8 protein-coding genes are annotated in these 12,011 nt (G+C 71.1%); 7 read left to right on the top strand and 1 reads right to left on the bottom strand.

All coding sequences use genetic code 11. The features are described 5' to 3' along the window. Positions 1–61: 61 nt before the first annotated feature. The 7 genes from OG488_RS03995 to OG488_RS04025 all read left to right on the top strand — a co-directional run bounded on the left by OG488_RS03995 (position 62) and on the right by OG488_RS04025 (position 10,235). Entirely contained in the window at positions 62–1,276 is a 1,215-nt protein-coding gene (locus tag OG488_RS03995; protein WP_329225960.1) for an ROK family protein, read from the top strand. After that, positions 1,273–2,103 carry an ABC transporter permease gene (locus OG488_RS04000; RefSeq protein WP_329225962.1) on the top strand — a complete coding sequence of 277 codons (831 nt, stop codon included), beginning with the start codon at positions 1,273–1,275 and terminating at the stop codon, positions 2,101–2,103. Before OG488_RS03995 ends, OG488_RS04000 begins: the two co-directional genes overlap by 4 nt. After that, positions 2,100–2,879 (top strand): ABC transporter ATP-binding protein, encoded by a 780-nt coding sequence (locus OG488_RS04005; RefSeq protein WP_329225963.1) that lies wholly within the window; start codon positions 2,100–2,102, stop codon positions 2,877–2,879. The genes OG488_RS04000 and OG488_RS04005 overlap by 4 nt, the downstream gene beginning before the upstream one ends. A 51-nt stretch (positions 2,880–2,930) precedes the next feature. After that, positions 2,931–3,914, top strand: a complete 984-nt coding sequence (locus OG488_RS04010; protein ID WP_329225965.1) for an aliphatic sulfonate ABC transporter substrate-binding protein — start codon at positions 2,931–2,933, stop codon at positions 3,912–3,914. After that, the gene (locus OG488_RS04015; RefSeq protein ID WP_329225967.1) at positions 3,911–5,422 is read left to right on the top strand and encodes a sulfatase-like hydrolase/transferase; all 1,512 of its coding nucleotides are present in this window, start codon (positions 3,911–3,913) and stop codon (positions 5,420–5,422) included. Before OG488_RS04010 ends, OG488_RS04015 begins: the two co-directional genes overlap by 4 nt. After that, complete coding sequence (locus OG488_RS04020; RefSeq protein WP_329225969.1) at positions 5,419–7,812, top strand: family 43 glycosylhydrolase; 2,394 nt, start codon at positions 5,419–5,421, stop codon at positions 7,810–7,812. Before OG488_RS04015 ends, OG488_RS04020 begins: the two co-directional genes overlap by 4 nt. Before the next feature lie 242 nt (positions 7,813–8,054). Further along, complete coding sequence (locus tag OG488_RS04025) at positions 8,055–10,235, top strand: discoidin domain-containing protein (RefSeq protein WP_329225971.1); 2,181 nt, start codon at positions 8,055–8,057, stop codon at positions 10,233–10,235. 112 nt (positions 10,236–10,347) lie between these two features. Here OG488_RS04025 and OG488_RS04030 read toward each other — a convergent pair whose 3' ends face one another. Next, positions 10,348–11,970 carry an FAD-dependent monooxygenase gene (locus OG488_RS04030; RefSeq protein ID WP_329225973.1) on the bottom strand — a complete coding sequence of 541 codons (1,623 nt, stop codon included), beginning with the start codon at positions 11,968–11,970 and terminating at the stop codon, positions 10,348–10,350. Positions 11,971–12,011 lie beyond the last annotated feature (41 nt).

Here is a 12,011-nt window from a genome sequence, read left to right on the forward strand (position 1 = left end):
CCGTCATTGCGGCAACATGAATATTTTTCCGGGTCATTGACGAAAAAATCGCGCGGTCATCATGCTGGGCGCCATGCACTCACACGGTGGACCTCTCTCGCGGCTGAGGCGCGGGCACGAGGAACGCGTACTCGGTCTGCTGCGCCGTCACGGACCACAGAGCCGGGCCGAGCTCGGACGCCAGGCCGGGCTGTCGCGCACCACGCTGTACGACATAGTCGGGACCCTGGTCGCGAGCGGTGCCGTCGTGGCGGCCGCCGCCGACCCGGGTCCGCGCCGGCGCGGCCGGCCGGTGGAGCACCTCACGCTCAATCCGGCGGCCGGCCAGGCCGTCGGCATCGACTTCGCCCGGCGCGCCGTGCATGTGGCCGCGGCCAACGTGGCGCACGAGGTGATCGGTTCGGCGAGCCGGGCCCACCCGCCCGGGCTCTCCTGGGAGCGGCGGGTCGAGCTGGCCGAGCGGCTGGTGGCGTCGCTGGTCGGCGGCACCCTGCGCCTCTCCTCGCTCGGGACGACCGGCGCGGTCGGGGTCGGGGTCGTGGGGCCGGTGCGTACGGCCGGAGGCGCGCCGGAGGAGCCGCTGGCGACCCTGGCCGAGCTGCTGGGCAAACGGTTCGGGGCCCCTGTCCTGCTGGACAACAACACCCGGCTCGCCGCCCTCGCGGAGTCCACCTGGGGGGCGGCCGCGTCGAGCCAGGACGTGCTGTACCTGCGGCTCTCGCACGGCGTGGGCGGCGGGCTGGTCGTGAACGGTTCGCTCCACCGGGGCGTGGACGGCCTGGCGGGCGAGCTCGGGCACATCACCGCCGATCCGGCGGGCGGACCGTGCGAGTGCGGGGGCCGGGGGTGCCTGGAGACGATCGCGTCGATCGGGCCCGTCCTCGCCTCCTACCGCGCGCTCGGCGGCCGTGCGGACGACGTCCCGACCCTGCTGCGCGCCCTCGGCAACGGCGACCGGGCGGCGCACGAGGTGCTGCGGACGGCAGGGATCCGGACCGGCACGGTCCTCGCCGGGGTCGTCAACGCGGTCGGTCCGGGGGTGATCGTGCTGGGCGGTGAGCTCGCCCGGGCCGGGGAGGCACTGCTCGCACCGGTGCAGGAGGCGCTCGACGCGCATGTCATGCCGCTGGCCCGCGGGCGCGTGACGCTGCTGCCCTCCGGGCTCGGTGAGGCCGGTGGCGCGCTCGGCGGCGTCGCCCTCGCCCTCCATGAATCCCCTCTGCTCGCCCGCTATCCGGATGCGGGCGGCGACGACCTTCCCGAGGACGCCACATGAGTTCCACGGAGACACCCTTGAAGCGGGCCGCACCCGCGCCGGAGGCGGCGGAACGCACCCGTGAGCCTCGCCGCAAGGGCGTCCGCGTCCCCGCGTTCGCCCTGAATCTGATCGCCCTGGTGGCAGGTGTCGGCCTGTGGGCCTGGCTTGCCTCGCTCGGGGTCCAGGCGCTTCCCGGCCCGGCCGCCGTGGCGGGCAGGGCGGGCGAGCTGATCGCGGACGGCACGCTGGCCGAGGACTCCCTGGCCAGCCTGCGGCGTGTCCTGACCGGCTTCGCGCTGGGCACCCTGCTGGCGGTGCCCGTGGGCTTCCTGATGGGCTGGTACCCGGTGGCGCGCGGACTGCTGGAGCCGTACGTCCAGTTCTTCCGCACGGTGCCGCCCCTGGCGATGATTCCGCTGGCCATCGTGCTGCTGGGCATCGGAGAGCTCCCCAAGATCTTCGTGATCTTCCTGGCCGCGTTCCTGTCGAGCGTCGTGGCCGCCTTCCAGGGCGTCGTCGGGGTCGACCGGACACTCATCGACGCGGCCCGGGTGCTGGGCGCCCGCGACGGGACGATCTTCCTGAAGGTGGTCGTCCCCGCTTCCGCGCCGTTCATCCTCGTCGGGATGCGGATCGGGCTGGGCTCCGCCTGGGGAACCCTCGTCGCGGCGGAGCTGATCGCGGCGCAGGAAGGGCTCGGCTTCCGGATGCAGAACGCCCAGCTCTACTACGACCTCCCCACCATCTTCGTCGGCCTGATCACCATCGGCCTGCTCGGTCTCCTGATGGACCGGCTGCTGCTGCTCGCCGAACGACGCCTCACCCGCTGGCAGGAGACCCGATGAACGCCAAGATCTCCTTCCGGAAGGTCTCACGGACCTTTCCCCTGAAGAAGACCACCTTCACCGCCCTGGACGAGGTGTCGCTCGACATCGGTGACGAGGAGTTCGTCACCGTCGTCGGCCCGTCCGGCTGCGGGAAGAGCACCCTGCTCAATCTGGCGGCGGGGCTCACCCTGCCGACCTCGGGCGAGGTCCTCGTCGACGGCCGGCCGGTCACGGGCCCGGGGCCCGACCGGGGGGTGATCTTCCAGCAGTACGCGCTGTTCCCCTGGCTGACCGTGCGCGGAAACGTCGAGTTCGGACTGAAGCTGGCCTCCGTGGCGGCCGCCGAGCGGAGGCTGCGGGCGGAGCGCGCCATCGAGCTGGTCGGCCTCGGCGACTTCGCCGACGCGCTGCCGAGGACGCTGTCCGGCGGGATGAAGCAGCGCTGCGCCATCGCCCGGGCCTACGCCGTCGATCCGCAGGTACTGCTGATGGACGAGCCCTTCGGCGCTCTGGACGCGCTGACCCGGGTCCAGATGCAGGACCAGCTCCTGGAGACGTGGAGCCGGGACCGGCGCACGGTCATGTTCATCACGCACGACGTGGACGAGGCCGTGTACCTCGCCCGGCGTGTCGTGGTCATGGCCGCCAAGCCGGGCCGGATCCACTCGGTCGTCCCCGTGGACCTGCCCTACCCGCGTACCGAGGCCATGCGCCTCTCCCCCGCGTTCGCCCGGATCCGCAATGCCGTGTGGACCGCCGTCTACCACCAGACCCCGGCCGCTCCGGCCGCCTGAAGCCCCCACCCGATCACCCGCTCCCCCGAACTCCCCTAAGGAACCTGCGTCATGCGTCTACCTCAGCGTGCCCTGACGGCGGTCGTCGCCGTGTCCGCCCTGGCACTCTCCGTCACCGGCTGCTCGGGCGACTCGTCGGCGGACGGCGGCTCCACCGTCCGTTTCGGCTACATCAGCGACTACAACGGAGCCAGTCTCCTGGCCATCGCGGACAAGCAGGGGCTGTGGAAGGAACAGGGGCTGAGCCCCGAGTACAAGACGTTCACCAACGGCCCCCTGCAGATCCAGGCGCTCGGCTCGGGCAACCTCGACTTCGGCTACATCGGTCCCGGAGCCATGTGGCTGCCCGCCTCCGGCAAGGCGAAGGTCGTCGCCATCAACACGCTCGCACGGGCCGACCGCGTCATAGCCCAGCCCGGGATCACCTCCATCGAGGGACTCAAGGGCAAGAAGGTCGGCGTGCCCGAGGGCACCTCCGGTGCGATGGCGCTCAACCTCGCGCTGCAGAAGGCCGGGATGACGGAGAAGGACATCGAGAAGGTGCCGATGGATCCCTCCACCGTCGTCTCGGCGTTCGTCTCCGGGCAGATCGACGGAGCGGGCCTCTGGTACCCGCTGATCGACACCATCAAGGCGAAGAGGCCCGGCCTCAACGAGGTGGCCAGCACGGCGGACTTCACGGACCGCGCGTTCCCCACCGCCTTCGTCGCGCCCGCCGGGAGCGACGCCGCGCTGAACGCCAAGGTCGTCAAGGTCCTCCAGAAGGCCAACGACTGGCGGGCCGCCCATCCCGACGAGTCCATCGACGCGGCCGCCTCGCTGCTCAAGGTCGACCGCGCCAAGGTGGCGGCCGACGCGGCCAACGTGGAGACGCTGTCGACGGCCGACCTGGTCGCCAGGACCGAGGACGGCACCGTGGACGGCTGGCTGGACGGCCTCGGAAAGTTCTTCGTGGACACGGGTCAGCTCAAGAAGGCCCCCGCGGCGGACACGTACTACGAGGGCGACCTCTACGCGAAGGCGTACAAGAAGTGAACCTGTTGTTCCTGATGACCGATCAGCACCGGGTGGACACCCTCGGCTGTTACGGCAACCCGCACGTCGCCACACCCCACCTGGACCGGCTGGCGGCCACCGGCACGCGCTTCGACCGCTTCTACACACCCACGGCGATCTGCACGCCCGCGCGGGCGAGCCTGCTGACGGGACAGGCGCCGTTCCGGCACCGGCTGCTCGCCAACTACGAGCGCAACGTGGGCTATCTGGAGGACCTGCGCGAGGACGCGTTCACCTTCCCGGCGTCGCTGGCCGAACGCGACTACCGGCTCGGCCTGATCGGCAAGTGGCACGGCGGCACCCACCGCAACGCGGCCTCGTACGGCTTCGAGGGCCCCGATCTGCCCGGCTGGCACAACCCGGTCGACCACCCGGACTACCTGGCGTACCTGAAGGAGAACGGGCACCCGCCGTACCGCATCTCGGAGCCGATCCGGGGGACGGCACCCGGCGGGAACCCGGGGAACCTGCTGGCCGCCCGGCTGCACCAGCCGGTGGAGGCGACGTTCGAGCACTACCTCGCCACCCGCGCCATCGAGCACCTAGAGCGGTACGCCGCCGGCGACGAGCCGTTCTTCCTGGCCACGCACTTCTTCGGCCCGCATCTGCCCTATCTGCTGCCGGACGCCTACTTCGACCTCTACGACCCGGACCTCGTCGAGCTGCCCCCGTCCGTCGCCGAGACCTTCGAGGGCAAACCGCCCGTGCAGCGCAACTACAGCGCGCACTGGGCCTTCGACACCATCCCGATCGAGACGACCCGCAAGCTGATCGCCGTCTACTGGGGGTACGTCACCCTGATCGACGAGCAGATCGGACGCATCCTCACACGCCTCGACGAACTGGGGCTCGGCGAGGACACGTCGGTCTTCTTCACCGCGGACCACGGGGAGTTCACCGGTGCCCACCGGCTCCACGACAAGGGCCCGGCGATGTACGAGGACATCTACCGCATCCCCGGGATCATCCGGATCCCCGGGGCCGCCCCGCAGGTCAGGGACGAGCTGGTCAGCCTCACCGACTGCACCGCCACCCTGCTCGAACTGGCGGGCTGCGACCCGTCCCCGGCGGTCGACAGCCGCAGCCTGGTCCCGCTGGTGAGGGGCGAGCGGCCGGAGTGGCCGGGCGATCTGGTGGCGGAGTTCCACGGCCACCACTTCCCCTACCCGCAGCGGATGATCCGCGACGACCGCTACAAGCTCGTCGTCAACCCGGAGTCGGTCAACGAGCTGTACGACCTGGTGGCGGACCCGCACGAGCTCAGCAACCGGTACACGCACCCCGAGTTCGGGGAGGTGCGGGCCCGGCTGATGCGGCGGCTCTACGAGCTGCTGCGGGACCGGGGCGACAACTTCTACCACTGGATGACGTCGATGTACGACATCGGCACCTCCGATTACGACCCGAGCCTCAGCGCCTTCGAGACCGATGACACGACCTGGACCGCGGCAGCGGATCCGGGCGGGACCCTCACGGAGACCCCATGAGACGCACGCGAAGGACCCACTCCCGCTTCCTGCCGCGGTGGGCGGCCGGGGCGGCTGCCCTGGTCTGGATCCTCACCCTCGCCTCCGCCCCCTCGCACGGGGCCCCGAGCGGCCCGGCCGCCGGGAGCACGCGGAGCCGTCCGGCCGCCGCGACGACGTACACCAACCCGGTGTCCAAGGGTGCCGTGGACACGTTCCCCGACCCCGCGGTGATCCGCGGCAAGGACGGCCTCTGGTACGCCTACGGCACCCAGAACCCGGTCATGCAGAGCAAGGGCGAGGACGGCGAGCGCATGCTGCCGATCCTGCGCTCGGCGGACATGGTGACCTGGGAGTACGCGGGCGAGGTCTTCACCCCGGCGAACAAGCCCGCCTGGCACCAGGGTTCGCGCCTGTGGGCACCCGATGTGCGGTACGCGGCCGGCCTGTACCACCTCTACTACTCCGTGCCGGGGCGCAACACGGTCGGCCTGGTCACGTCCGCCACCCCCACGGGGCCGTGGACCGACCGGGGCGCCGTGCTGCCCTCGCCGAGCGGCTGCCCTGCGGGCAACATCGACCAGGCGCAGTTCACGGACACGGACGGCACGCCCTACCTGTACTGGGGCAGCTACGACACGATCTGCGTGGCGAGGATGAACGCCGACCTGACGCGGACCGAGGGAGAGGTCACGCAGGTGGCCCGGGGCCGCCGGGTCGAGGGCGGCTTCGTCGTGCGGCGTGACGACTTCTACTACCTGTTCTACTCCGACGCGGGCTGCTGCGACGGCGCGTACAGCGGTTACCAGGTGAAGGTGGGCCGTTCCACCAGCCCGACCGGTCCGTTCACCGACGACGAGGGCACCGATCTCATGGCCCTCACCAGCAAGGCGGGTGTGGTCGCCGGGGCCAACGGCAACCGGTGGATCGGCCCAGGCCACAACTCCCTGCAGACCGACCTGGCGGGCCAGGACTGGCTGGTCTACCACGGCATCCCCACCGAGTCCCCGGACCTCGCCCCGGCCTCGAACGGCACCCTGAAGCTGACCCGGCGCCCGATGCTCGTCGACCGGCTCGACTGGATCGACGGCTGGCCCGTCGTACGGGCGGGCGCGGGCCCCTCGGACGGGCCGACGGCCGCACCGGTGACCTCGCCCGTCGCCGGAGGGACGTTCAACGACACCGGGCTGAAGGGCTGGCGGACCGAGGGCGCCTCCGGCTGGTCCGCCGCGACCGACCCCGACGCCCGCGGCTACGCGACGCACACCCCGGCCGGCTCCGGTTCCGGCACGAGCACCTCGTACCTCCTGGCCGGGGGACGCGCGCCCGCGGCCCTGCGTGCGGAGGCCGACCTGAGGGTGACGTCGGCCGACGGCGCGGCGGGGCTCACCGTCGCCCACCGGGACCCCGGCAACCGGATCGTTGCCTGGCTCGACCGCACGCGCGGCGCCCTCGTCACCGACGTACGGGTGGGCGGCAGGAGCCGAGGGGAGCAGGTCACGGCGCTGCCGTCCGGATTCTCCTGGGACACCTGGAACAACGTGTCCGTCGAGCTGCGCGGCACCCGGCTGACGGCCGAGGTGTCCGGCGACCGGCTGCGGGACCCGGTGGCCGTGCAGTCCCGTGATCTGCCGGCCGCAGCCGTGCGCGAGGGCGCGGTGGGGGCCGTAGCGCGGGGTGCGGGCGCCGCGGCGGACAACGTGGGTGCCGCCGCCCTGTACCGGCCGGTGACCGAGCGGGTCGCCACCGCCGGGCCGGGGCCTCTCCTGCCCGGTCACAGCGACGAGTTCGACGGTGCCTCGGTCCCGGGCACGGACGCCGGCTCCCCCTGGCAGTGGGTGCGCGGACCGGCGGCGGGCGTCGAGGTCTCCGGTGGGGCGCTCTCCTGGCCGACCCAGGACGCCGAGCTGTATCTCGGCGACAACACGGCCTCCGTGCTGCTCCGGGACGCGCCGAAGGGTGATTACACGGTCGAGACGAAGCTCCGTTTCGCTCCCGACCGGGCCGCCCAGCAGGCCGGTCTGGTGCTGTTCGAGAACGACGACCGCTGGTTCAAGCTCGTCCATTCCGTCCTTCCGCTCACCAACGGCAACGGTGCGGTGCTCGATGTCAGCGAGTTCGGCAAGGAGGGCGAGCGCCCCACGACCACCCCGCCGACCGCCGTGGCCAACGCACCGATGTTCGGGGGCCCCACGGCCGACACGATGTGGCTGCGGATGGCCTACCACCGCGACACCGCGCACGGGGAGCACGAGGTACGCGCGTCCACCAGCCGTGACGGTGTCCACTGGTCGGCCGGCGGTGTCTGGACGCTCCCGGTCCGGGGCGAGCTGAGGATCGGCCTCGTCTCCCACAACCGCTCGGGCACCACGGCGGAGTTCGACTACGTACGGACGTACGCGGCACCGTGAACCGCCGCCATTTCCTGAATCCACGAACCGTCACATCTCACACTGCGTCACCCTTGGGAGGGCGCAGAGGGGGTGATCAAGAGGACGCAGTCATCAGTTCTTGTCACCAACAGGCGCTGGTACATCTGTTGTTGCACATCTCTTGACGTGTTCGTAACAAGGGTGGAGTATCACGCACAGCCAGAGAGCGCTCTCTGGCTGTGCGCGTCGTGTACCCGCCCCACGACTCAGGAGAATCCCCGATGTACGCACCCCCGAACCTCCACAGACCCCTCCTCGCCCTGACGGGAAGACGCAGCGGCGTGCTGGCCGTCATCGCCGGACTGGTCCTGTCGCTCCTCGCGTTCGTCCCCCAGACCTCCGCGAGCGCCGCGCCCACCCTGCTCTCCCAGGGGAAGACGGTCACGGCCTCCAGCCAGGAGAACGGCGGCACCCCCGCCACCGCCGCGGTGGACGGCAACACCGGCACCCGCTGGGCCAGCGCCTTCTCCGACCCTCAGTGGATCAAGGTCGACCTGGGTGCGGCCGCCTCGGTGAGCCAGATCGTGCTGCGCTGGGAGGCGGCCTACTCCACCGGCTACCGGATCGAGTTCTCCTCCGACAACAGCAGCTGGAGCACCGCCTACTCCACCACCACCGGCCCCGGCGGTACGGAGACCCTCAACGTCTCCGGCACCGCGCGCTACGTCCGGCTGACCGGCACCGCCCGCGCCACCGGATACGGCCACTCCCTCTGGGAGTTCCAGGTGTTCGGCACCACCGGCGGGGGCGACCCGCAGATCCCCGGCGGCGGTGACCTCGGCCCCAACGTCCTGGTCTTCGACCCCTCGACCCCGAACATCCAGGCCAAGGTCGACACGATCTTCAAGCAGCAGGAGTCCGCGCAGTTCGGCACGGGCCGCTACGCCCTGATGTTCAAGCCGGGCACGTACAACAACATCAACGCGCAGATCGGCTTCTACACCCAGATCGCCGGCCTCGGCCTCAAGCCCGACGACACCACGTTCAACGGTGACGTCACCGTCGACGCGGGCTGGTTCAACGGCAACGCCACCCAGAACTTCTGGCGCTCGGCCGAGAACCTCGCCCTCAACCCCGTCAGCGGCACCAACCGCTGGGCCGTCTCCCAGGCCGCCCCCTTCCGCCGCATGCACGTCAAGGGCGGCCTCAACCTCGCGCCCAACGGCTACGGCTGGGCCAGCGGCGGTTACATCGCGGACAGCAAGATCGACGGCCAGGTCGGCCCCTACTCCCAGCAGCAGTGGTACACCCGCGACAGCTCGATCGGCAGCTGGGGCAACGGCGTCTGGAACATGACGTTCTCCGGCGTCGAGGGCGCCCCCGCCCAGAGCTTCCCCGAGCCCCCGTACACCACCCTGAACAACACCCCGGTCTCCCGCGAGAAGCCCTTCCTCTACCTCGACGGCAGCGCCTACAAGGTGTTCGTCCCCGCCAAGCGCACCAACGCGCGTGGCGTCTCGTGGAACGGCACCCCGCAAGGTGAGTCCATCCCGCTGAGCCAGTTCTACGTGGTCAAGCCGGGCGCGACCGCGCAGACGATCAACGCGGCCGTCCGCCAGGGCCTGCACCTGCTGTTCACCCCGGGCATCTACCACGTCAACGAGCCCATCGAGATCAACCGCGCGAACACCGTCGCCCTCGGGCTCGGCCTCGCCACGATCATCCCGGACAACGGGGTGACCGCGATCAAGGTCGGCGACGTCGACGGCGTCAAGCTCGCCGGACTCCTGGTCGACGCCGGTACGCAGAACTCCTCGGTCCTCGTCCAGGTCGGGCCGGAGGGCGCGGCCGCCGACCACTCGGCGAACCCGACCAGCCTCCAGGACGTCTTCGTCCGGGTCGGCGGCGCGGGCGCCGGCAAGGCGACCACCGGCATGGTGGTGAACAGCGACGACACGATCATCGACCACACCTGGCTGTGGCGGGCCGACCACGGTGACGGGGTCGGGTGGGAGACCAACCGCTCCGACTACGGACTCCGGGTGAACGGTGACGACGTGCTGGCCACCGGCCTGTTCGTCGAGCACTTCAACAAGTACGACGTCCAGTGGTACGGCGAGAACGGGAAGACGATCTTCTTCCAGAACGAGAAGGCGTACGACGCCCCCAACCAGGCGGCCATCCAGAACGGTGACATCAAGGGGTACGCCGCCTACAAGGTCGGCGACTCCGTCACCACCCACGAGGGCTGGGGCATGGGCAGCTACTGCTACTTCAACGTCGACCCGACCATCCGCCAGCAGCACGGCTTCCAGGCGCCGGTGAAGCCCGGTGTGAAGTTCCACGACCTGCTCGTCGTCTCGCTCGGCGGTCAGGGACAGTACGAGCACGTCATCAACAACACCGGGTCCCCCACATCCGGTACGTCGACCATCCCGTCCCAGGTGGTGTCCTTTCCCTGAGCCGGGGTGAGATGAGCGGAGTCGGCTCATCGGACGGCGCGGGGCCCGGCAGTCACTGCCGGGCCCCGCGTCATGTCCCTCTCCCCCGCCCTCCGGCACTCCCGCCGCGCCGTCAGGCACCGAAGAGCGTCTCCAGGTAGGCGCGCAGTTCCGGGCCGTCCGCCGGGGCCGCGCGCACGCCGACGTACCCGTCGGGCCGCACGAGGACCGCCTCGCCGCCCAGCACACCGTACGTACGGCGGAACTCGCCCTGCCCGTCGTGCACGGCGGGCAGGTGAGGCGTGGGGGCGCGCAGTTCCGGCGCGAGGACCACACAGGTGTTCAGCAGGCCGTGCGCGGTCCGGGCCGCGGCCGTCGCCACCGCGTCGAAGGGCGCCGCCTGCTCCTCCTGACCGGCGTAGAGCAGCAGCGTGTGCTCCCGCTCCCTCAGCAGGCTGAACAGCCTCACGGGAAAGGCCCCGAGGGCGTACAGGAGACCTCCGCAGTCCGGTGCCCGGTCACCGGGGGCGGGGCCCTCGCGCCGGGACCCTTCGGGCCCCACGACCGGGCTGCCCCGGTAACCGAGCAGGAGCTGGGCCTCCCGGAGCATCGTCGTCCCCGGGTCCTCCGGGTCGGCCTGGACGCCGCCCCGCACATGACGCAGGGTCCGTGCCACCACTTCCTCGCCGATCGGGCGGCGTTCGGCGTCGTAGCTCTCCAGGAGTCCCGCGCCCGCGTGGCCCCGTACGGCGGCGGCGAGCTTCCATGCCAGGTTGAACGCGTCCTGGACCCCGGTGTTCATCCCCTGCGCACCTGTCGGCGGATGGATGTGCGCGGCGTCGCCGGCCACCAGGACCCGCCCCCGGCCGTACCGGCCGACGATGCGGTGGCTGATGCGGAAGACCGAGGACCAGCGCAGCATGGAGGCGGTCGTGGGGCGGGGGGCGAGCCGGTCGAGCACCGCCTGGATGTGCTGGACGCCCGGTACCGGCCCCTGGTCACCGCTCAGCCCGTGCGTCACCCCGTCCGCGTCTCCCGGCGCGGTCCGGGACAGTTCGGGCGGTGTCGCCATGGACATCCGATAGCGCTTCTCGCCGGGCAGCGGGATGCAGACAAGGATGTCGTCCGTGTGCCCGTCGACGACGTGCGAGGCCCGGATCGCGTACCCGTCCGGCAGGTCCCAGTCGACCTCCACGTCTCCCAGCATGTACTCCTCGGGCAGGGCCGCGCCCTCGAAGGACAGTCCGAGCCCCTTGCGTACGACGCTGTGGGCGCCGTCGCAGCCCACGAGGTAGCGGGCCGTCAGTTCCTCGGTGCCGCCCGAGGGCAGGGAAAGGATCGCTCGCACCTCGTCGGAGTCCTGCTCGAAGGAGAGGAGTTCCGTACCGCGTTCGACCCGGCCTCCCCGCCGGAGCAGGAGGTCCTCGAGGAGCCGCTCGGTCTCGTACTGCGGGAGGGCGGCGAAGCCGTAGGGCACCTCGGGGGGCAGTCGGAGGTCGGTCCGGGGCCCTTCCTCGCCGTTGACGTAGAGCAGCTGGCCCCTGAGGGGGACGGCCGTCTCCAGTGCCTCGCGGACCATCCCCATCCGGTCCCAGATCTCCAGCGTCCTCGGTTGGACGCCCACGGCCCGCGCGTAGGGGAGGCGGGCCGGGAGCCGGTCGACGATCCTGCACGACACGCCTCGCCTGCCCAGCTCCGCCCCGGCTGTCAGGCCCACGGGACCCGCCCCCGCGATGAGCACATCGACATCGACCATGGGTGCCTCCAGGCGAGGTGCATTCACTTCAATGCATCACA

This window comes from Streptomyces sp. NBC_01460 (assembly GCF_036227405.1).
Lineage (GTDB): Bacteria > Actinomycetota > Actinomycetes > Streptomycetales > Streptomycetaceae > Streptomyces.

What these genes read in the sequence shown, in the direction of transcription:
- OG488_RS03995 (WP_329225960.1), top strand. Translation starts at nt 62, where the DNA reads ATGCTGGGCGCCATGCACTCACACGGTGGACCTCTCTCGCGGCTGAGG.
- OG488_RS04000 (WP_329225962.1), top strand. Translation starts at nt 1,273, where the DNA reads ATGAGTTCCACGGAGACACCCTTGAAGCGGGCCGCACCCGCGCCGGAG.
- OG488_RS04005 (WP_329225963.1), top strand. Translation starts at nt 2,100, where the DNA reads ATGAACGCCAAGATCTCCTTCCGGAAGGTCTCACGGACCTTTCCCCTG.
- OG488_RS04010 (WP_329225965.1), top strand. Translation starts at nt 2,931, where the DNA reads ATGCGTCTACCTCAGCGTGCCCTGACGGCGGTCGTCGCCGTGTCCGCC.
- OG488_RS04020 (WP_329225969.1), top strand. Translation starts at nt 5,419, where the DNA reads ATGAGACGCACGCGAAGGACCCACTCCCGCTTCCTGCCGCGGTGGGCG.
- OG488_RS04025 (WP_329225971.1), top strand. Translation starts at nt 8,055, where the DNA reads ATGTACGCACCCCCGAACCTCCACAGACCCCTCCTCGCCCTGACGGGA.
- OG488_RS04030 (WP_329225973.1), bottom strand. Translation starts at nt 11,970, where the DNA reads ATGGTCGATGTCGATGTGCTCATCGCGGGGGCGGGTCCCGTGGGCCTG.